The following is a 21,108-nucleotide window of genomic DNA, read 5'->3' as shown; positions in this document are numbered from 1 at the left end:
CGAAGTAACTTCACCGCAAGCCTTTGAAGGCTTGCGGCTTGCAAATCGAACTGTTCGGAGACCGGAATTAACGTTTGCAACGATGGATCATAATATTCCAACGAAAGATGTTTGGAATATTACCGATCGCATTGCGAAGCAGCAGTTGGATACACTTCGTGACAATTGTAAACAATTTCAGGTGCGATTAGCTGATATTGGTGATGAAGAGCAAGGAATCGTTCATGTTATCGGACCGGAGCTTGGACTCACACAGCCAGGGAAAACAATTGTTTGTGGTGATAGCCATACAGCAACCCACGGTGCTTTCGGTGCTTTAGCGTTTGGTATTGGTACGAGTGAAGTAGAGCATGTATTAGCAACGCAAACGTTGTGGCAACGAAAACCGAAAGCGATGGGGATTGAATTAAAAGGAAAGTTACCGAAAGGCGTTTATGCAAAGGATATTATTTTGCATCTTCTCTCAAAGTACGGTGTAGCGGTTGGAACAGGGTATGTAATGGAATTCTATGGAGAGACGATCCATGATATGGATATGGAAGAGCGAATGACACTTTGCAATATGGCAATTGAAGGAGGAGCGAAAGCAGGCATTATCGCACCGGATGAAAAAACATTTTCTTATGTAAAAGGGCGTAAGTATGCACCGAAAGACTATGAATCTTTCAAGAAAAAATGGTCGGAGCTTTATACAGATTCAGATGCGATTTATGATTTACATATTTCAATAGATGTTACGGATTTAGCGCCGTACGTCACTTGGGGAACAAATCCAAGTATGGGTGTTCGTATTGATGAAAAATTACCAGAAAAACAGGATGGAAATGATGAAAGAGCATTTTCTTATATGGGATTGAGCCCTGGACAAAGTACTTTTGAAATTCCTGTTAAGCATGTCTTTATTGGTTCTTGTACAAATTCACGTTTATCTGATTTAGAAATTGCCGCAGCTGTTGTAAAAGGGAGAAAAGTAAAAGAAGGTGTGCGAGCACTCGTTGTGCCTGGATCTAAAAGGATAAGAGAAGCGGCGATGCAAAAAGGATTACATCACATATTTGAAGAAGCTGGATTTGAATGGAGAGAGCCTGGATGTTCAATGTGTCTTGGGATGAATCCAGATCAAGTACCTGAAGGAGAACATTGTGCTTCTACTTCAAATCGTAACTTTGAAGGAAGACAAGGGAAGGGAGCGAGAACACATTTAGTAAGCCCAGCTATGGCAGCAGCGGCTGCATTATATGGGCATTTTGTTGATATTAGAAAGGAGAGTTATGATGGAGCCATTTCGTATTCATAAAGGTACGGTCGCTGTACTTATGAATGATAATATTGATACAGATCAAATTATTCCGAAGCAATACTTAAAGAGAATTGAAAGGACGGGATTTGGAAAGTATTTATTTGATGAGTGGCGTTACGATAATGAGCGTCATGAAAATCCTAATTTCCCCCTTAATGATCTAGACAGAAAAGGAGCAAGTATATTAATTACAGGTGATAATTTTGGATGTGGTTCTTCAAGAGAACATGCTCCTTGGGCGCTTGCTGATTACGGTTTCCGCGTTATTATCGCTGGAGGATTTGCAGATATTTTTTATATGAATTGTATGAAGAATGGTATGTTACCGATTGTAATGGATAAAGAGATGCGTGAACAACTTGCCAAAACGAATGCGAGAGATCAAATAGAAGTTGATTTAGAGAATGAAGTAATTACAACGAATACGCACAGGCTTCATTTTACAATTGAGAAAATGTGGAAAGGAAAATTATTAAATGGTCTAGATGAAATCGCCATTACGATGCAATATGAACAAGAAATTGGAGAGTATGAAAGAAAAGTAGCTTCATATTAAGAAATAACGGAGTATTAAAAATGTATTTACATTCAGAATTATCTGTTATATACTATGTAAAAATCAGAGGAGAAAAGGAGTAAGTATTATGAATACAATGCAATCTATTAAAATGCTTACACAACTACATCATCATACATGAAACCCTTGAACCTAACGTGAAAACGTGTAGGTACAAGGGTTATTCCCGTTGTACCTACACTCTACTAAAGAGCCTTGTAGGTATTTTGTCTACAAGGCTCTTTTTATTTTCGGTTTGGGTGAATGGAATGGGCATATATTAAAGAGGGAAGGGTGTGTGAATTCAGATGACAAAGTGGAAGCGGGCAAATCCGAATGGAACGAGAGATTACTTATTCGAAGAATGTACGTTAATTGAAGAAGTGGAACAAAAATTAAGACGTACATTTTTAGAGAGAGGTTATGAAGAAATAAGGACACCTACAATTGAGTTTTACGATGTTTTTGCATTTCAAAACAGGCCGATAGATGAAGAAAAGATGTATAAGTTTTTTGATGAAAAAGGACGGATTATCGTTTTGCGCCCAGATATGACAATTCCTTTAGCAAGAGTAATTGGAACACAGAGAGGGGATATTCCTCTTAAAGTAACGTATAGCGGGAATGTATTTCGGGCGAATGAGTCTCTTACTGGGAAATATAATGAAATAGTGCAAAGTGGTATTGAAATTATCGGAATTGATAATGTAAGGGCTGAAATTGAATGTGTGATAAGCGTAATTCAAGCACTTCAAAAATTGAAGGTGCAATCTTTCACAATTGAGATTGGGCAAGTGCAGTTATATAAATGTATTGTAAAAAAGCTCTCCATTAATGATGAAGAAGAAAAGTCACTTAGGACGTATATTGAAAGTAAAAATTATGCCGCACTCTCACGTTTTATCGGAGAAAAGAAATTAAATCGGTGTGATGAAACAGTAAGATTACTTGAGAAATTACCAAGATTATTTGGGAATTTAGAAGTCATTGAGGAAGCGGAAAAACTTGCTTCAAGTAATGAAATGAAAAAGGCAATTGCAAGGGTGAAAGAAATGTATGAAACAATTGAAAAGTTAGGATATGGCTCTTACATATCAATTGATTTAGGTATGATTCAACATTTGGATTATTATACAGGTGTTATTTTCAAAGGGTATATATATGAAATTGGAGAAGAAATCGTTAGTGGCGGAAGATACGATGAGTTAATTAGTAATTTTGGAGAAATGATGCCAGCGGTTGGACTCGCGGTGCAAGTAAATCAAATTGTTAAGGCACTTCAAGAGCAGCAAGAACCATATAAACGAAAGCAAATAGATATTATGATTCATTATGAGTTAAATAGTTTAGCAGAAGCAGAAAGATTACGAAATTTACTTCAAAAGGACGGGAAGAAAGTGGAGTTATCTCTATTCTCTAATTTAAACGACAGTTTTCAATTTGCAAAAAAGAATAAAATAATGACGGTCGTTGAGACGAAGAGTGAGTCATTGGTGGAATATGTATGGAGAGAGAAATGGATCATCCAGAAAGAAGGGGAGGCTTCATGCGTAACATTCAAATTGCGTTAACGAAAGGTAGATTAGAAAAGCATGTTATTCCACTGTTTGAGAAAATTGGAATTGATTGTTCAGAGCTCAAAGATAAAGGAAGGAAACTGGTGTTTAAAAGTAAAAACACAAATATTTCATTTATTTTAGTGAAAGCGGTGGATGTTGCTACTTATGTGGAACATGGCGTAGCTGATATTGGAGTCGTTGGAAAAGATATTTTAATGGAATGTGAGAAAGATATATATGAGATGGTGGATTTAGGAGTAGGTGTGTGTAAATTTTGTGTCGCTTCTATTCCTACGTATAATCCGAAGAGTTACCGAAAGAAACGAATTGCTACGAAATATCCGCACATTACTTCCACTTATTTTCATGATAAAGGGGAGGATGTAGAAATTATTAAAATAGAAGGATCCGTAGAGATTGCTCCGCTTCTGGGATTGGCAGATGCGATTGTTGATATAGTTGAAACAGGAAAAACATTACAAGAAAACGGATTAATTGTATTTGAAGAAATGTGTTCTATATCAGCTCGGATGATTGTGAATAAGGCTGCGTTGAAAACTAAAAAAGACGAAATATTCAGTATTATAAATAAGATGGAGCAAGAAATTTTGTCAGGGAAATAGGAGGACTTGAAATGGAGATAGTGTATGAAGATTTCCGAGAGGCGTTATCGAAAATAAAATTGCTACGAGAAAGCGCTAATATAATAGAAGAAACTGTTCAAAGAAGTGTAAGAGAAATTGTTCAAAACGTAAGGGAGAGTAAAGATGAGGGTGTATTGTTCTATACAAAAAAGTTTGATGGGGTAGAGATAAAAGATTTTCGTGTAAGTGAGCAAGAAATAAAACAAGCAAGTAAGTTTGTAGAACATTCTTTTTTAGAAGCGTTAAAAGAAGCGAAGAAAAACATTGTCTCGTATCACGAAAAGCAAAAAAGACAATCTATGTTCGATTGTGAAAGTGAAGGGGTAATTAGAGGGCAGCTCATTCGGCCGTTAGAAAATGTAGGTGTGTATGTGCCAGGTGGAACAGCTTCGTATCCTTCATCAGTATTAATGAATGTATTGCCAGCAAAACTCGCAGGTGTAAAAAAAATTGTAATGGTAACACCGCCGAGACAAGGAGGAATTGATCCGCATATATTAGCTGCTGCAAGCCTTGCAGGTGTAGATGAAATTTATATGGCCGGTGGTGCTCAAGCAATTGCTGCTCTAGCATACGGAACAGAATCGATTCCTAAAGTAGATAAAATAGTTGGGCCAGGGAATTTGTATGTCGCTCTAGCGAAGCGAGAAGTATACGGGATAGTAAATATAGATATGATTGCTGGACCGTCAGAAATTGTAGTTATAGCAGATGAAACAGGAAATGCCAATTATATTGCTGCAGATTTATTATCACAAGCAGAACATGACGAAAGGGCGACAGCTATTTGTATTACAACGAATATACAGCTTGCGAAAGAAGTAGAAAGAGAAATAGAAAGACAGTTAGAGACGTTGCCAAGAAGTGAAATCGCTCGTGAATCAATAAAAAGAAATGGAGCAATTTTTATTGTTCCTTCTTTAGAAGAGGCGTTTCAATTATCAAATGAAATTGCTCCAGAACATTTAGAGTTACATATAAAAGAGCCAATGAATGCTCTAGCTTATGTAAAGCATGCAGGATCAATTTTTCTTGGCCCATATGCACCTGAACCGCTCGGAGATTATTTGGCAGGACCGAATCACGTATTACCGACAAGTGGAACGGCAAGGTTCTTCTCTCCGTTATCTGTCGATGATTTTGTGAAAAAATCAAGCTTTATTTCTTATACGGAAGAAGCGTTAAAAAGTGTACAACATCATATTGTAGAACTCGCAAATAAAGAAGGTTTACATGCACACGCGAGAGCGATTCAAATTAGGTTTAAGGAGGAAGAATAATGCGCCAATCTAGTCAAGTACGTGAGACGACGGAAACGAAAATTAAATTAAGTTTGCAACTTGATGAAAGTACGAATGTTTCTGTGCAAACGGGAGTTGGATTTTTTGATCATATGCTAACTTTATTTGCAAGGCACGGAAGATTTGGTTTGCAAGTTGAAGCTGAAGGTGATGTATTCGTTGATGCTCATCATACAGTTGAAGATGTTGGAATTGTACTCGGAACTTGCTTGAAAGAAGCATTGCAAAATAAAGAGGGAATTAACAGGTACGGATCGGCATATGTGCCAATGGATGAGTCTTTAGGATTTGTCGCAATTGATATAAGCGGGCGCTCATATATTGTGTTTCAAGGTGAATTAACAAATCCGAAGCTTGGAGATTTTGACACAGAACTAACGGAAGAATTTTTTAGAGCAGTTGCCCATGCTGCAAATATTACATTACATGCTCGCATACTATATGGAAGCAATACACATCACAAAATTGAAGCTTTATTTAAAGCATTCGGTCGAGCGCTTAGAGAAGCAGTCGATAAAAATGACAAGATTACTGGCGTAAATTCAACGAAAGGAATGTTGTAATTGATTGCAATTATAGATTATGGAATGGGAAATATTCGCAGTGTGGAACAGGCATTAAAATATATTGGAGCAGAGTATATCGTAACGGATGATATAGAAGAAATATTGAGAAGTGATGGAGTTATTTTACCAGGAGTAGGTGCATTTCCGAAAGCGATGGACGTTTTAGAAAAAAAAGATTTAGTATATGTGCTAAAAGAAGTTGGAAGTTCAGGGAAACCGCTTCTGGGCATTTGCTTAGGAATGCAGCTTTTATTTGAAAAAAGTGAGGAACTACAAAACTGTAACGGATTAAATTTATTGCCAGGTGTCATTCGAAAGTTAAAAGTTCCTTATAAAATTCCACATATGGGGTGGAATGAATTAAAAAAAGAAGGAGAAATATCGCTTTGGAATGGAGTAGAGGACGGTTCTTTCGTATATTATGTTCACTCTTATTATGCAGATTGTCCAAATGAGATTGTATATGGCGCAAGTGAGTATGGAGTGAAAGTACCTGGTTTTGTAGCAAAAGGAAATATATTCGGTGCACAGTTTCATCCTGAAAAAAGTGGCGAAATTGGGATGCAAATGTTAAAAAATTTCAAAGAGGTGGTAGAAGCATGGAAATCTTCCCAGCTATCGATTTAAAAGAAGGACGATGCGTCAGGCTATATCAAGGAGAATTTAGTAAAGAAACGGTGATGAATGAAGATCCGGTTGCGCAAGCGATTGTATTTGAAAAACTTGGAGCGAAAATATTGCACATCGTTGATTTAGATGGAGCAATTGCTGGGGAAGCAGTAAATTTGCCTGTTATTGAAAAAATATGCAGGGCGGTGCGTATTCCGGTGCAAGTTGGAGGGGGAGTTCGGTCACTTGCGGTGGTGGAGAAGTTATTATCGGTAGGTGTAGAAAAAGTGATTTTAGGGACTGCTGCACTGTATGATAAATCATTTTTAGAAGAAGCGGTTCGTCTATATAAAGAGAAAATTATTGTTGGAATTGATGCGAAAAATGGTTTCGTAGCAACGAGGGGCTGGTTAGATTTATCTGAAATTTCTTACATCGATTTAGCGAAGCAAATGGCAAGTTTAGGTGTTCAAACGATTGTGTTTACAGACATATCGAAAGACGGGACGCTTGCAGGACCAAATTTTGAACAATTAGAGTTACTGCAAAAAAATGTGGGCATTCGTGTAATTGCATCTGGAGGTGTAGCATCTATTCAAGATGTGAAAAGATTAAATGATATGAATATATATGGCGTTATCATTGGGAAGGCACTTTACGAGAAAACGATTGATTTAGAAGAAGTGTTAGAGGTTACAAAGTTATGTTAGCGAAACGAATTATTCCATGTCTAGATGTAAAAGAAGGTCGAGTAGTAAAGGGAGTGAATTTTATAGGATTACAAGACGTCGGTGATCCTGTTGAAATAGCAGCTTTATATAATGATGCGGGGGCAGATGAAATCGTATTTTTAGATATTACTGCGACGCATGAAGGGCGAAAAACGATTATAGATGTTGTAGAAAAAACTGCTTCAAAAGTATTTATTCCTCTTACAGTTGGCGGGGGGATTGCAAATGTTCAAGATATGTATAATCTTCTAAGAGCTGGAGCGGATAAAGTTTCAATTAACTCAGCTGCAGTGCGAAATCCAAAGCTAATCCAGGCAGGTGCAGAACATTTTGGATCGCAATGTATTGTCGTAGCAATCGATGCTAGAAAAGTAGCGGAAGATAAATGGAATGTATACGTAAATGGCGGAAGAATTGATACGGGAATGGATGCAATAGAATGGGCGAAGCGTGTCGTTAAGCTCGGAGCAGGAGAAATTTTGCTGACGAGTATGGATGCAGATGGAACAAAAAATGGATATGATCTTCGTTTAACAGAGGCAATTTCAAACAGCGTTTCCGTCCCAGTAATCGCATCAGGGGGATGTGGTCATGCGGATCACATTTTAGAAGTATTTCAAAAAACAACAGTTGATGCAGCATTAGCAGCATCAATCTTCCATTATGGTGAAGCGACTGTACAGGATGTAAAGAAAAAATTAAGAGAAGCAAACGTTGAGGTGCGGTTATGAAACCTAATTTTTCAAAAGGTTTAATACCGGTAGTTGTTATCGAGGAAGATACGAACGAAGTTTTAATGCTAGCTTATATGAATGAAGAAGCGTATGAAAAGACGCTAGAAACGAAAAGAACATGGTTTTATTCCCGTTCGAGACAATCGTTATGGAATAAAGGAGGAACATCAGGAAATGTCCAATATGTTCAATCCCTTTATTTAGATTGTGATCAAGATTCAATTGTTGTTGTTGTAAAGCAAGTAGGACCAGCTTGTCATACGGGAGAGAAAACGTGTTTTCACTACAAAATTATATAGGGGGATACATATGGAAGATATCTTTAAGTTATTATTTGAAACAATTGAAGAACGAAAGAAAAATCCACTTCCTGAATCATATACTAATTATTTATTTTCGAAAGGAGAAGATAAAATTTTAAAGAAAATTGGTGAGGAATGTGCCGAAGTAATCATTGCTTCTAAAAATAATGATAAAGAAGAACTAATAAAAGAAATGGTTGATGTGTTTTATCACTGTTTTGTTCTATTAGCTGAAAAAAATATTTCATTAGAAGATGTCATGCAAGAAGTGAAAGAAAGAAATGGAAAGCTTTCAAGAGTAGGGGACCGAAGAGAAATAGATACATTATAAGGGGGAATATGGATGAAAGTGGACTACCACCTTCATTTAGAAGAAGGGCCGTATTCAATAGGTTGGCTTGCTAAAATAAATGAAGCACTACAATATTATGAACCGCTTAAAGAAGAAAAGCATTCAATAGGCTGGCTTGTGAAAACACAAGAACGCCTGCAAAGACGTGTGAAGGAAGGTCCATTTACAACGAAATGGATTGATTTATATTTAGAAGAAGCTTTGCGAAAAGGTATAAAAGAAATTGGTATTGTCGATCACTTATACCGTTTTCATGAAGCGAAAGGATATTATGAAAAGTATGTAGATATTAGTGATTCTAAGCTTGGTCGTTTACAAAAAGAATGGTTAGATCAAGTAAGAGTAACGTCTATTTATGATTTTACAAAGGCGATTGAAGAGGCAAAAGAGCGATGGAGAAAACGAGGGATAACGCTCAAACTTGGAATTGAAGCAGATTATTTTATCGGTGGTGAACAAGAGTTAAAAGGCTTACTAGCATTAGCAGATTGGGATTATGTAATCGGCTCGGTCCATTTTATAGATGGATGGGGATTTGATAATCCAGATACGAAAGAGTACTTTGATACGCATGAGTTACATACTTTATATCATACGTTTTTCGCTACAGTTGAAAGTGCCGTTCGTTCCGAGCTTTTTGATATTATAGCTCACCTCGATAACATAAAAGTATTTAATTATCGATTGGATGAGAATGAACAGCTTTCTTATTATAAGGACATTGCTCGTGCGTTGGTGGAAACAAATACAGCAACAGAAATAAATGCGGGATTGTACTATCGCTATCCTGTGCGCGAAATGTGTCCAAGTGCGCTTTATTTACAAGTATTAGCTAAGCATGGAGTTCCAATTACTCTATCCTCAGATGCCCATTATCCGAATGATTTAGGAAAGTATGTGGAAGAGAATATAAAGACATTACGCAATCATGATATTTCTCATATAGCTACATTCACGAAACGAGTAAGAACGATGAGAGTGCTTGAAGAAGAAGTAACAATTTCAAAATGAACCACGATTTTTTGATGAAAACCACCCTTTTTGTTCAAAATAAGAAGGAATGAAAAGGAGGGTGAAAAATGGCGAAACAACAAAATAAACAAAATGTTCAAGTGGCGGATCAAGCTTATACTTCTGAAACGAATAATACAGCTAACTCTGTTATTGAGGAACAAATTAGCGATACAGTTGCAGAAGGAACAATCGATGCGAAGCTTGGGAAAGAATCGCAAGAAAAAGCGTAAGAAGAGAGGAGAGAAAGATCTCCTCTTTTCTTATGGGAAAAAGTGTCGATTTTCAAAACTATAATCAAATTCCTTGGTTTTTATATGTGGATTTCTTACAATAAAATATAAGAGATATCTTATTTTATATAGAAGAGGTGTTAGTAGTGGCGAAAATATTAGTGGCAGGAAATATTCCAGAAATCGGATTAGAATTATTAAAAAATCATGATGTGGAAATGTATAATAAAGAAGAATTAATTAGTGTAGAAGAGTTAGCGGAACGTGTAAAAGATAAAGATGCACTTTTAAGTTTACTTTCTACGAAGGTAACGAAAGAGGTTATTGATGCAGCACCAAACTTGAAAATTATTGCAAACTATGGCGCGGGTTACGATAATATTGATTACACATATGCTGGAGAAAAGGGGATTGCTGTTACAAATACACCGAAAGTATCTACAGAGGCAACAGCGGAGTTAACATTTGCAATTCTTTTAGCCGCAGCAAGACGAATTTCTGAAGGGGATACATTATGTCGTACAATTGGATTTAATGGCTGGGCACCACTATTTTTCTTAGGCCGAGAAGTATATGGTAAAACAATTGGAATTATTGGTCTTGGAGAAATTGGGAAAGCAGTAGCAAAACGTGCGAAAGCATTTGGAATGAATGTTTTATATACGGGGCCAAATCGTAAGCCTGAAGCTGAGAATGAGCTAGAAGCGACATATGTAACGTTAGAAGAACTATTACAAACAGCAGATTTTATTACAATTAACTGTGCGTATAATCCAAAGCTGCATCATATGATTGATGAAGAACAATTTAAAATGATGAAGAAAACAGCGTATATCGTAAATGCTGCACGTGGTCCAATTATGAATGAATCTGCACTTGCGCATGCACTAGAAACAAATGAGATAGAAGGTGCAGCTCTCGATGTATTCGAATTTGAACCGAAAATTACAGAGAAATTAAAAGGATTGAAAAACGTAGTACTTACTCCTCATGTAGGAAATGCAACATTTGAAACGCGTGATGCGATGGCTGAAATGGCAGTTAGAAATATTTTAGCTGTATTAAAAGGTGAAGAACCTGTAACACCTGTAAATCAAAAAGTTTTAGTTGAAAAATAAAAAGAAACCTTCCGAATTCGGAAGGTTTTTCTTATTTTTCTTTATTTGCTTTTTTAGACGGTCTTTGTCTAATAAATTGAGATAGCATATACAAAATATATAGTGGAATGGCAATGAATAAGAAAACAGAAAAATTACCAAAACCTGTTTGGTACATTGTGATAATGATTCCAACTAAAAATAGTGTAATAATTATGCTATATCGTGGAATTGGTACATCTTTTAAACTTGGGATACGAATGCGGCTCACCATTAAAAATGCGAACGTTACAAATACTGTAATAAGAACGATTTTTGGAATGGTATGTGAAAATAATGTTAAGAAGGCGACAAGCCCTCCTGCTGCAGTAATCGGAACTCCAGTGAAATATTTCATAGAAGTAGAAGATGGTGTTACATTAAATCGTGCTAAGCGATATGCTCCGAACAGAGGGAATAATCCCGCTATGTATAGTCCAATGATTCCGTAGTTGGAAAAAGACGTGTAATACATTAAAACAGCAGGTGCTGCACCAAATGTTACAACATCCGCGAGTGAATCAAGCTCTTTTCCCATTTGTGAATCAACGCGTAATAAACGAGCAACACGACCATCAAGACTATCTAACATCATCCCGATAAGTACTAAAATAGCAGCTGATTTATAATATCCTAAAGATGCATAGCCGATTGATAAAAATCCGCTATATAAATTTCCGAGCGTAAATAAGTTTGGAATAGCTGCTCTATACAAAATCTGATCCCTTGCTTTCTGTTATAAATTCTTAATTAGTGTATGAAAGTTTACTTATTTTATCATACCATAAATTTCTTCCCCGTACGAAAGAAATTCCCAATTTGTGAAAGATTTGAAGCGTAAGAAAAAAAGAAGCAACTTTTCATAAAGTTGCTTCTCACCTTATTCGAATTTTGTTGTCATCGTTCCAGTTTTATATCGATTGTTAGGATCAAATCGTAATAAATCTCCATAAATCAGTTTGTCGGAGAATTTTAATTCTGTTTTGGCTTTTTCGATATATGGCTGGCATAGTGCTATGTCAGCCTCTTCACCTGAGCTTCTTTTGTAGCATATATTTTTTGTATAAACATAATCTTCTGTTACAAAGCTACCATCGCGCATTACCATAAGTGGATCCTTTTCTTTTATAAATAAGTCAGTTCCAAATTCAATTGATTGATTTGTTTTAATACCAAGTAAATGAAGAAGCGTTGGTTTAATATCAATTTGTCCTGATACTTTAGAAATGACTTTTCCTTCTTGACCAGGTACATGAATGATGAGAGGGACGCGTTGTAATTGCATAGAATCAAACGGTGTAATAGCGTCTTTCCCAAGGAATTGAGCCATAGCTGCATTATGATTTTCAGAAATACCATAATGATCACCATAAATGACAATAACGGAATTATCGTATAACCCTTCTTCTTTCAATTGATTAATGAATAATTTAAGAGCTTCATCCGTGTAGCGGACCGTTGGGAAATAGCGGTTTAGAACACCGCTTTCCGAATTAAACTCATCAACATATTTATCTTCTGGACTTAGAATAAATGGAAAATGATTTGTTAAAGTAATAAATTTTGTATAGAACGGTTGCGGTAAAGATTTTAACTTTGGAATAGATTGTTCAAAGAACCCTTTATCTTTTAATCCCCAACCGACAGACATTTGTTCAGTGCCTACGTAATCATTTAAATTAAAATAACGATCATATCCAAGTGCAGGATACATTACATCACGATTCCAAAATGTTTTATCGTTTGAATGGAAAACCGCAGAATAATAACCGTATTTTTTTAATTGCTCTGGTGTCGCGGTATATTCATTGTTAGCATGAGTAAAGAATACAGAGCCACGGTCTAATGGATAAAGGGAGTTTTCCACGATAAATTCAGCATCAGAAGTTTTACCTTGTCCTGTTTGATGATAGAAGTTATCGAAGTAAAAACTATCTTTTATAAACTGATTTAAAAATGGAGTAATCTCTTTCCCATTTATTTTTTTATTAATAACAAAACTTTGTGTAGATTCCATTGAAATTAAAATTACATTTTTACCTTTTGCAGCTCCGAATAAGTTTTTATCAACTTGCTTATCTTTTGCGTCTACGTAGTTTTTAATTTCAGAAAATCCATCTCCGCTTGCAAATACACGTTCAGCCGAAGATTTGGATTGAAGTGTAATATCAAATAGATGATATGTGTATAAACCTAAATTTTTCACGACAGTTTGACGATCAAATGAGCGTGAGAACATTTGTGGTTTATAAATAACTGAAACAACAATTTGCAGTGCTAATAGCGCTGTTACACCACTAAAGAAAGTTCGCTTCTCAGAACGAGAAAGTGGCGTTGTATCACAAAATGATGGGAATTTACGTGAAATAAACATTAAAATAATTGCATCTGCAAATAAAAGTAATGTTTTGTACGTAAAGAGCTCTTTAATGCTCGTTCCTAAGTCAGCCATATTATTTGTTTGGAATAAAACAGGGAATGTAACAAAATCGTTATAGAACCCGTAAAACATTGCATTTCCAAATAAAATAAATGACAGTATAAAACTAATACCAATAATAATTCGATTTCGGTACTTAGATGCAAGTAAAGCTAAACCGAAAAATAAAAGTAATGAAGCTAGTGGATTAATAAAAAGCATAAATTCTTCAAAGAAGTTATCAATTTTAATATCAAATGCTAGCTTGTACACAATATATGTTTTAATCCATAATAAAACGACTGCAACGAGTGCAAATCGTAATTTTGGAAACAGATGTTGTAGCATAATATACTCCTCTCCTGAAAGCATGACAGTTCTTGTGAAGTTAATTGAAGTTATCCTCACTTTATATATACGAACAGTCCTTTATTATTATGATTATTATACTATGAGTATCATTATACGAAAATAAAAGAGGATTGTGGGCTTTTTTTGCAACAATTGAGTAGAAAAAGGGAAGTGGGAGACAATAAAATGGAATTTCTATGTATGATTATTATCATTTGCTAAACATAGAAAGTATTGCGTAATGATGCGGAGGTTATAATGCAAAATTTATTATACGTTATAGTATGCAGTAGTTTTATGTTTTTTGCTTCACCGAATGTATCAGTAGCACAATATGATGCGCCGCTCATGGAAGATGCGCTTTATTCTGTTTTATTTCCAAAAATAAATAGAGCGATTGAAAAACAGTATGGGGGCTTGAAACCATATGAGTGTCCGAGAATTATTAGCTTAAAAAAAATGTATAGTGGTACATATTTATTTCAAGCAGTTATCGAAGTAACGAAATATGAACGAGTTGGTGGGAAAATTGCTCCGCCATTTGAAAAAGTAACAATTACGTTTAATAATGAGGAAGGCGAATGGGAAGTAACAAAGGTTGTAGTAAAACGTTTACCAAATGACACCAAATTAAACTGTAAAAAAACAATTTGAAAAATTGTTTGACAAATAAAATGTTCCTTTGGTATTGTTAATAGCAACATTAGATGTTTGAAAATTAAATAGACTTACCTCATCTACTCTCAAAGGTAGAGGCCGCGATAGGAAAGAGTAAGCTATGGGAGATTTAGTGGAATCTGTGATCATAGGTTGAAAGGGACTATTGCCGAAATATAAGAATGACCACGTTATTCTTATATTGGGACTGCATTGAATAAATGTAGTACTGTCATAAGATTTATTTTATGGAGAGCTATTTGGAGATGTTGATGCGGTTTCTTATTTGAGAAGATAACAACTCGTTTATTTTTTCAATATATATATTTTTCCTAATAAGAAACGCGTGTGAACATTGTTCCGCGCGTTTTTTGTCTATCTAAAAGCGTGCTGCAATGAATAGAAGATTGGGGTTATGAGTTTTAGAGGAAATAAGGGAGGAATTCAAATGTATTTACAAGGCACAAGCCGAATCAATGGGCAAGGACACTTAGAAATTGGAGGGTGCGATACGACGCAGCTAGCAAAACAATACGGAACACCACTTTATGTATACGATGAAGAGTTTATTAGAGAGAAATGTCGTGCGTTTCATCGTGCTTTTAAAGGAAGTGGTTTCTCTTATCAAGTAGCATATGCAAGCAAGGCGTTCTTGTGCATGGAGATGTGCCGAGTAGCTCGTGAAGAGAATATGTCTTTAGATGTTGTTTCTGGAGGGGAATTATATACTGCGCTCCAAGCGGGTTTTCCGGCATCTCGTATTCATTTTCATGGAAATAATAAAACAGAAGAAGAAATTATTATGGCTCTTCAGGCAAATATCGGTTGTTTTGTAGTAGATAATTTCTTAGAATTAGAAATCTTACATGACTTAGCAATTCAACATGGGAAATTTGTGAACATATTAATCCGTGTAACGCCTGGAGTAGAGGCACATACACACGAATATATAACAACAGGGCAAGATGATTCGAAATTTGGATTTGGTGTTTCAAATGGTCAAGCGATGCAGGCAATTGAGCTTGCCTTGCAAAAATCAAATTATAATGTATTAGGAATTCACTCGCACATTGGATCACAAATATTTGAAACGGCTGGTTTTGTTCGAGCAATTGAAGTACTACGTCAATTTTTAGAAGAAGTGAGAGAGCGAACAAACTATGTAGTGAAAGTATTGAATGTGGGCGGAGGTTTCGGTATACGTTATACGGAGTCTGATACACCGTTAACACTTGAAACGTATGTGCACGCTGTAACAAGTACGGTAAGAGAGCAGTTTACATTATGTGAATATCCGCTTCCGGAAATATGGATTGAACCAGGCCGTAGTATCGTAGGTGATGCCGGAACAACAGTTTATACAGTCGGAGCGGTGAAAGAGATTCCTGGTATTCGGAAATATGTTTCAGTCGATGGTGGGATGACGGATAATTTAAGACCGGCTCTATATGGAGCTCGTTATGAGGCGATGTTGGCGAATCGAGGGAATGATGAAAATGAGGAACTCGTTTCGATTGCTGGGAAATGCTGTGAAAGTGGAGATATGCTTATTTGGGATATTAATCTCCCGAAAGTTGCCTCTTCTGATTTACTAGCAATTTCTTGTACGGGTGCGTATGGTTACTCGATGGCTAATAATTATAATCGTATTCGTAGACCAGCTGTAGTCTTTGCAAAAGGCGGGACGTCACAAATTGTTGTAGAACGTGAAACATATGAAAATATTATTGGGAACGATCGCATACGTATTAAAGAGCTTGTTTAAATGTGAAAAAGGAGTTGCTCAGGGTGGGCAATTCCTTTTTTAAAAAACAAAATAATTAAAATATATCGGAAAACTAGGATTGAAAAAAATCAGAATTGTGATAAAATACAAATACAAAGCTTATCAAGAGAAGCGGAGGGAACTGGCCCTACGAAGCTCGGCAACCTGCTTATAGAAAGCAAGGTGCTAAATCCAGCAAAATGGAATCCATTTTGAAAGATAAGGTAAAATATATTACCGAACAGTCTTTTCGAAATGGGAAAGATTTTTTTTATGAATAAAAAGGGGGCTGTTTGCGTGGGAGTACGGGAACATTTTGATGAAGTGTCCGAAAAAATTCAAACGATGCTTGCGGATATGAAATATGGTTCAATCACAATTGTTGTGCAAGATGGAAAAGTGATTCAATTGGAAAAAAGTGAAAAGGTCCGATTAAAGTAAAAAGCGCTGACTAGAAAAACTAGAGGCGGTTTTAATCTATTTTATTAGATTAAAACCGTCTTTTTGCTGTTACAGGGGGAAAAAACATGTTGACGTACGAAACGTGGGAAGAAAATAGTGTTTCATTTTCTGAAGAAGATGAAACGAAGGGTGCGTTATCGGTATTAAGCTGGGCTTATAGAGAGTATAAAGATGAAATTGTATATGCATGTAGCTTTGGGGTGGAGGGAATGGTTTTATTGCATCTTATAAACCAAGTAAATCCATCTGCTAAAGTTGTATTTTTAGATACAAATGTTCATTTTCAAGAAACGTACGAATTAATTAAAAAGGTACGCGAGAGATTTCCTTCATTAAATATTATAGAAAAACAGCCTGAGTTTACACTTGAAGAACAGGCGAAGCTTCATGGAGAGAAATTATGGGAAAGTAATCCGAATCTTTGTTGTAATATTAGAAAAATTTTACCGTTAGAAAAATCATTAGCAGCCGAAAAAGCGTGGATATCAGGCTTGAGAAGAGAACAATCAGAAACGCGTAAGCATACACAGTTTATAAATCAAGATCGTCGTTTTCAATCTATTAAAGTTTGTCCGCTCATTCATTGGACTTGGAAAGAAGTTTGGCGATATGTATACAAACATAGTTTGCCATATAATCCGCTACATGATGTTGGCTATCCGAGTATTGGGTGTGAGAAATGTACATTGCCTGTAGGAGATGGTGGCGACTCAAGAGATGGAAGGTGGGCTGGGAAAATGAAGACAGAATGCGGACTTCATTTTCAATAAGATAGATTTTGAAATAAAGCTAAGAGGGGATATAAAAAGATGAGTACAACAAATGAATTAGTAAACCGTATTGATGAAACATATGACATATCGAACATTGTAAAAGAAATCGAGCTAGACAAAATTGCACTTAGTGATTTAGAACTTCTGGCGACAGGAGGATATAGCCCTCTTACGGGATTTTTAGGGAAGAGAGATTATGACTCAGTTGTAGAAACGCTTCGTTTAGTAAACGGTAGTGTTTGGAGTATACCGATTGCATTACCAGTAACGGAAGAAGAAGCAGAAAGATTGAAAGTTGGAGAAGAAGTAAAGCTTGTTAAAGATGGAGCTGTATATGGTGTTATTCAAATAGAAGATATTTTTGTACCTGATAAAGAAAAAGAGGCGTTACTCGTATATAAAACGACGGATGAGGCTCATCCAGGGGTGAAAAAATTGTATGATCGGCCGAACGTTTACGTTGGAGGCGCTATTATTTTAATACAACGCTCTGAAAATGATCAGTTTGCTTCTTATCATTTAGATCCAATCGAAACAAGAGCGGAATTTAAAAAGCGCGGATGGAAAACGGTAGTTGGGTTCCAAACACGCAATCCTGTACATCGTGCGCATGAATATATTCAAAAATCTGCACTTGAAATTGTCGATGGTCTCTTTTTAAACCCGCTCGTTGGTGAAACGAAATCAGATGATATTCCTGCTGATGTGAGGATGGAAAGTTATGAAGTATTACTACAGAACTATTATCCAAAAGATCGTGTTTTCTTAGGGGTATTTCCTGCAGCGATGCGATATGCAGGTCCACGTGAAGCGATATTTCATGCATTAGTAAGAAAGAATTTTGGCTGTACTCACTTTATTGTCGGGCGTGATCATGCAGGAGTAGGAGATTATTACGGAACGTATGAAGCGCAGGACATCTTTAAGAATTTTACAGTAGAAGAGTTAGGGATTACGCCGTTATTTTTTGAACATAGTTTTTATTGCATCAAATGTGAAGCGATGGCTTCAACGAAAACATGTCCGCACGGAAAAGAAGACCACGTCATTTTATCAGGTACGAAAGTAAGAGAAATGTTAAGAAATGGTGAGATTCCGCCAAGTACATTTAGTCGTAAAGAAGTAGTGGAAGTACTAATTAAAGGTTTGAAAAAAGAAGTAGTAACAGAATAGGGAGAGAACGAGATGGATACGAATATTACTTGGCATACAGCTTCGGTTTCAAAAGATGAGAGAAGAGTGAAGAATGGGCATCACAGTTTTGTAGTTTGGTTTACTGGTTTATCAGCTTCGGGTAAATCTACAGTAGCCAATGCGGTTGCTCGTAAACTATTTGAAAAGAATATTGGAAATTATGTGTTAGATGGGGATAACATTCGCCACGGTTTAAATAAGGATTTAGGATTTTCTGAAAGTGATCGTATGGAAAATATAAGACGCATTGGTGAAGTGGCGAAGTTATTTGTAGATCAAGGTACTGTTGTCCTTACAGCTTTCATTTCACCATTTCGAGTAGACCGTAAACAAGTCAGAGACCTTTTGGCAGCAGATGAGTTTATTGAAGTCTTTGTCAAGTGTCCGATTGAAGAATGTGAGAAGCGTGATCCGAAAGGGCTTTATAAAAAAGCGAGACAAGGTGATATTAAACAGTTTACTGGTATTGATTCACCGTATGAGGAACCGGAACAAGCAGAATTAATTGTAGAAACGCACAAGTATTCTATTGAAGAATGTGCAGAACAAGTTGTGAAGTACTTACAAGAGCGTAGCTTTATATAGGGGGATTTAAAATGAGTTATGAAAAAGTATGGGCTAATAATGAAAAAATAAATCAGACTGAGAAAAACAAATTGAAAAAAGATGGTTTGGAAATCTTTAATGATATTCCTTACTATGCGGAAAATGGATTTGAATCAATTCCGAAAGAAGAGTGGGACTCCTTTAAATGGGCCGGATTGTATTTGCAACGACCGAAAGAAGCTGGCTATTTTATGATGCGTGTTAATATTCCTTCTGGGATTATTACAAATGCACAGGCAGAAGTACTTGCTTCAATCGCTGAAGACTATGGACGTGATGTGTTAGATATTACGACGAGACAGGCGATTCAGTTTCATTGGCTAGAAATTCAGCAAATTCCGGATATTTTTAAAAGATTAGCGAGAGTAGGGTTATCTTCAGCGGGGGCGTGCGGTGATATTACACGTAATATTACAGGGAATCCACTTGCTGGAATTGATGCGAACGAACTATTTGATACAACGTTGATTGTTAAAGAGATATATGAATACTTCCAACATAATGAAGAGTTTTCTAATCTACCTCGTAAATTTAAAATGTCTATTAGTTCTAACATTTATAATTCAGCAAATGCTGAAATTAACTGTGTGGCATTTACACCTGCTACGAAAGAAATAGATGGTGAGAAAAAAGTTGGTTTTCATATAAAAGTAGGCGGAGGATTATCTGCGCGCCCTTACTTAGCGGAAGAATTAGATGTATTCGTTTTACCAGAAGAAGTGAAGGCAGTATCGATTGCAATTGCTACTATATTCCGTGATTTTGGATATCGTGAAAAACGCCACTTAGCACGTTTGAAATTTCTTGTTGCTGACTGGGGAGCTGAGAAATTTAAAGAGAAACTAGTAGAATACACAGGACCCTTGCAAAGTAAAGGAGAAAGTGCGCTCAAAGGATGGAATGCCGGATATTTTTATGGCGTACAAGATCAAAAACAAGAAGGATTAAAATATGTCGGTTTTAATGTGCCGGTAGGGCGTTTACATGCAGAAGAGATGTTTGAGATTGCAAGAATTGCAAAGCAATATGGAAATGGACAAATTCGTACTTGTAACTCACAAAACTTCATTATTCCGAATGTTCCGCCAGAAAATGTTGAAGGATTATTAAGTGAACCGTTGTTTGAAGCAATTTCCGCAAACCCGAAATCGTTTATCGGCCATGCGGTTTCATGCACTGGTATTGAGTATTGTAATCTTGCATTAGTAGAAACGAAAGAAAGATTGCGCAAAATCGCAGAATACTTAGATACACAAATTGCACTTGATGTTCCAGTTCGAATTCATATGGTAGGATGCCCGAACTCCTGTGGTCAACGTCAAATTGCTGATATTGGTTTGCAAGGAGTAAAACTGAAAACAAAGGAAAAGGGAATCGTTGAGGCATTTGAAATATATGTGGGCGGAACGCTATTGGATGGCGGAGCATATAACGAAAAATTAAAAGGGAAAATAGATGGTGAAGATTTACCGGATGTTCTCGTGTCCTTTTTACGTTATTTCCAAAAGAATAAATTACTAGCCGAAACGTTTTATGATTTCGTAGGACGTGTTGGAGTGGAAGAATTACAAATTGTACTAAATCGCGTATTAGAAGAAGTAATAGCGTCTTAGGAGGGACAATATGGATTTATATCGATTTGAAGCTGTATTAGTGAATAGTGTTGTTCCAATAGTCGTTGTTGCTCAAAGTGAAGAGCAAGCGTTTAAGCTTGCGGAAATAGAGCTGGAAAAGTATTTTTTACCGCTACCAGAAGTGAAAGAAATCTCCTTATATGAAAAAAAGAAGATTCAAAAAGGAGCGGCGTTTGTTATTCATGAGTAGGGAACATTGTAATACGAAATAGT

Annotated in this window: 24 protein-coding genes and 2 riboswitches; of the genes, 22 read left to right on the top strand and 2 right to left on the bottom strand. The window is 36.2% G+C overall.

The features are described 5' to 3' along the window. The 14 genes from leuC to BAU28_RS28040 form a co-directional block, all read left to right on the top strand. Nucleotides 1-1,297: 3-isopropylmalate dehydratase large subunit (gene leuC, locus BAU28_RS28105; protein WP_071721248.1), on the top strand; the 1,297-nt coding region annotated here is incomplete at its 5' end. Continuing rightward, nucleotides 1,275-1,856 (top strand): 3-isopropylmalate dehydratase small subunit, encoded by a 582-nt coding sequence (leuD, locus tag BAU28_RS28100; protein WP_071721247.1) that lies wholly within the window; start codon nucleotides 1,275-1,277, stop codon nucleotides 1,854-1,856. The genes leuC and leuD, both read left to right, overlap by 23 nt. A 308-nt stretch (nucleotides 1,857-2,164) precedes the next feature. Further along, a complete protein-coding gene (locus BAU28_RS28095; protein WP_048370553.1) occupies nucleotides 2,165-3,427 on the top strand; it encodes an ATP phosphoribosyltransferase regulatory subunit in 1,263 nt (420 codons plus the stop codon). Continuing rightward, nucleotides 3,403-4,038, top strand: coding sequence for an ATP phosphoribosyltransferase (gene hisG / locus BAU28_RS28090; protein ID WP_033719325.1), 636 nt, complete (start codon nucleotides 3,403-3,405; stop codon nucleotides 4,036-4,038). Before BAU28_RS28095 ends, hisG begins: the two co-directional genes overlap by 25 nt. Before the next feature lie 11 nt (nucleotides 4,039-4,049). Further along, complete coding sequence (gene hisD, locus BAU28_RS28085; protein WP_071721245.1) at nucleotides 4,050-5,339, top strand: histidinol dehydrogenase; 1,290 nt, start codon at nucleotides 4,050-4,052, stop codon at nucleotides 5,337-5,339. Beyond that, complete coding sequence (gene hisB / locus BAU28_RS28080; protein ID WP_025147305.1) at nucleotides 5,339-5,923, top strand: imidazoleglycerol-phosphate dehydratase HisB; 585 nt, start codon at nucleotides 5,339-5,341, stop codon at nucleotides 5,921-5,923. The genes hisD and hisB overlap by 1 nt, the downstream gene beginning before the upstream one ends. Beyond that, nucleotides 5,924-6,553: an imidazole glycerol phosphate synthase subunit HisH gene (gene hisH / locus BAU28_RS28075; RefSeq protein ID WP_071721243.1), complete on the top strand. Its 630-nt coding sequence runs from the start codon at nucleotides 5,924-5,926 to the stop codon at nucleotides 6,551-6,553. Continuing rightward, nucleotides 6,526-7,245, top strand: a complete 720-nt coding sequence (hisA, locus tag BAU28_RS28070) for a 1-(5-phosphoribosyl)-5-[(5-phosphoribosylamino)methylideneamino]imidazole-4-carboxamide isomerase (RefSeq protein WP_071721241.1) — start codon at nucleotides 6,526-6,528, stop codon at nucleotides 7,243-7,245. Before hisH ends, hisA begins: the two co-directional genes overlap by 28 nt. Next, nucleotides 7,239-7,997 carry an imidazole glycerol phosphate synthase subunit HisF gene (hisF, locus tag BAU28_RS28065; RefSeq protein WP_025147302.1) on the top strand — a complete coding sequence of 253 codons (759 nt, stop codon included), beginning with the start codon at nucleotides 7,239-7,241 and terminating at the stop codon, nucleotides 7,995-7,997. The genes hisA and hisF overlap by 7 nt, the downstream gene beginning before the upstream one ends. Next, nucleotides 7,994-8,299, top strand: a complete 306-nt coding sequence (hisI, locus tag BAU28_RS28060; protein ID WP_002171064.1) for a phosphoribosyl-AMP cyclohydrolase — start codon at nucleotides 7,994-7,996, stop codon at nucleotides 8,297-8,299. Before hisF ends, hisI begins: the two co-directional genes overlap by 4 nt. Before the next feature lie 10 nt (nucleotides 8,300-8,309). Continuing rightward, complete coding sequence (gene hisE, locus BAU28_RS28055; protein WP_071721239.1) at nucleotides 8,310-8,633, top strand: phosphoribosyl-ATP diphosphatase; 324 nt, start codon at nucleotides 8,310-8,312, stop codon at nucleotides 8,631-8,633. 12 nt (nucleotides 8,634-8,645) lie between these two features. Continuing rightward, the gene (locus tag BAU28_RS28050; protein WP_048370537.1) at nucleotides 8,646-9,665 is read left to right on the top strand and encodes a histidinol phosphate phosphatase domain-containing protein; all 1,020 of its coding nucleotides are present in this window, start codon (nucleotides 8,646-8,648) and stop codon (nucleotides 9,663-9,665) included. Nucleotides 9,666-9,733: 68 nt separating this feature from the next. After that, nucleotides 9,734-9,898 (top strand): YozQ family protein, encoded by a 165-nt coding sequence (locus BAU28_RS28045; protein WP_053081327.1) that lies wholly within the window; start codon nucleotides 9,734-9,736, stop codon nucleotides 9,896-9,898. Nucleotides 9,899-10,035: 137 nt separating this feature from the next. Next, on the top strand, nucleotides 10,036-11,016 hold the full coding sequence (locus tag BAU28_RS28040) for a 2-hydroxyacid dehydrogenase family protein (RefSeq protein WP_116500499.1): 981 nt from the start codon (nucleotides 10,036-10,038) through the stop codon (nucleotides 11,014-11,016). A 31-nt stretch (nucleotides 11,017-11,047) separates the two neighbouring features. On the opposite strand, the gene pssA is transcribed toward BAU28_RS28040, so the two are convergent. Both pssA and BAU28_RS28030 read right to left on the bottom strand, forming a co-directional pair. Then, entirely contained in the window at nucleotides 11,048-11,749 is a 702-nt protein-coding gene (gene pssA, locus BAU28_RS28035; protein ID WP_000285417.1) for a CDP-diacylglycerol--serine O-phosphatidyltransferase, read from the bottom strand. Between the two features lie 165 nt (nucleotides 11,750-11,914). Beyond that, nucleotides 11,915-13,801, bottom strand: coding sequence for an LTA synthase family protein (locus BAU28_RS28030; protein WP_071721235.1), 1,887 nt, complete (start codon nucleotides 13,799-13,801; stop codon nucleotides 11,915-11,917). Nucleotides 13,802-14,062: 261 nt separating this feature from the next. Between BAU28_RS28030 and BAU28_RS28025 the strand changes: the two genes are divergently transcribed. From BAU28_RS28025 to BAU28_RS27990, 8 genes are all read left to right on the top strand, one after another. Beyond that, complete coding sequence (locus tag BAU28_RS28025) at nucleotides 14,063-14,458, top strand: DUF3888 domain-containing protein (RefSeq protein WP_071721233.1); 396 nt, start codon at nucleotides 14,063-14,065, stop codon at nucleotides 14,456-14,458. Nucleotides 14,459-14,546: 88 nt separating this feature from the next. Then, nucleotides 14,547-14,728: riboswitch (Lysine riboswitch) on the top strand. Nucleotides 14,729-14,909: 181 nt separating this feature from the next. After that, complete coding sequence (gene lysA / locus BAU28_RS28020; protein ID WP_071721231.1) at nucleotides 14,910-16,226, top strand: diaminopimelate decarboxylase; 1,317 nt, start codon at nucleotides 14,910-14,912, stop codon at nucleotides 16,224-16,226. Between the two features lie 117 nt (nucleotides 16,227-16,343). Further along, a riboswitch (SAM riboswitch) is annotated at nucleotides 16,344-16,452 on the top strand. A gap of 71 nt (nucleotides 16,453-16,523) precedes the next feature. After that, nucleotides 16,524-16,667, top strand: a complete 144-nt coding sequence (locus BAU28_RS28015; protein WP_002171072.1) for a YezD family protein — start codon at nucleotides 16,524-16,526, stop codon at nucleotides 16,665-16,667. Nucleotides 16,668-16,753: 86 nt separating this feature from the next. Further along, on the top strand, nucleotides 16,754-17,458 hold the full coding sequence (locus BAU28_RS28010; RefSeq protein ID WP_071721229.1) for a phosphoadenylyl-sulfate reductase: 705 nt from the start codon (nucleotides 16,754-16,756) through the stop codon (nucleotides 17,456-17,458). Nucleotides 17,459-17,497: 39 nt separating this feature from the next. Further along, on the top strand, nucleotides 17,498-18,634 hold the full coding sequence (gene sat, locus BAU28_RS28005; protein ID WP_071721227.1) for a sulfate adenylyltransferase: 1,137 nt from the start codon (nucleotides 17,498-17,500) through the stop codon (nucleotides 18,632-18,634). 12 nt (nucleotides 18,635-18,646) lie between these two features. Next, complete coding sequence (gene cysC, locus BAU28_RS28000) at nucleotides 18,647-19,240, top strand: adenylyl-sulfate kinase (RefSeq protein WP_002171075.1); 594 nt, start codon at nucleotides 18,647-18,649, stop codon at nucleotides 19,238-19,240. Nucleotides 19,241-19,251: 11 nt separating this feature from the next. Continuing rightward, complete coding sequence (locus tag BAU28_RS27995) at nucleotides 19,252-20,874, top strand: nitrite/sulfite reductase (protein ID WP_071721225.1); 1,623 nt, start codon at nucleotides 19,252-19,254, stop codon at nucleotides 20,872-20,874. A gap of 10 nt (nucleotides 20,875-20,884) precedes the next feature. Continuing rightward, nucleotides 20,885-21,085: a DUF3906 family protein gene (locus BAU28_RS27990; RefSeq protein WP_002171077.1), complete on the top strand. Its 201-nt coding sequence runs from the start codon at nucleotides 20,885-20,887 to the stop codon at nucleotides 21,083-21,085. Nucleotides 21,086-21,108 lie beyond the last annotated feature (23 nt).

Origin of the sequence: Bacillus paramycoides, assembly GCF_001884235.1 — a bacterium.
Classification (GTDB): Bacteria; Bacillota; Bacilli; order Bacillales; family Bacillaceae_G; genus Bacillus_A; species Bacillus_A paramycoides.
This window is presented reverse-complemented; position numbering and strand designations above follow the sequence as displayed.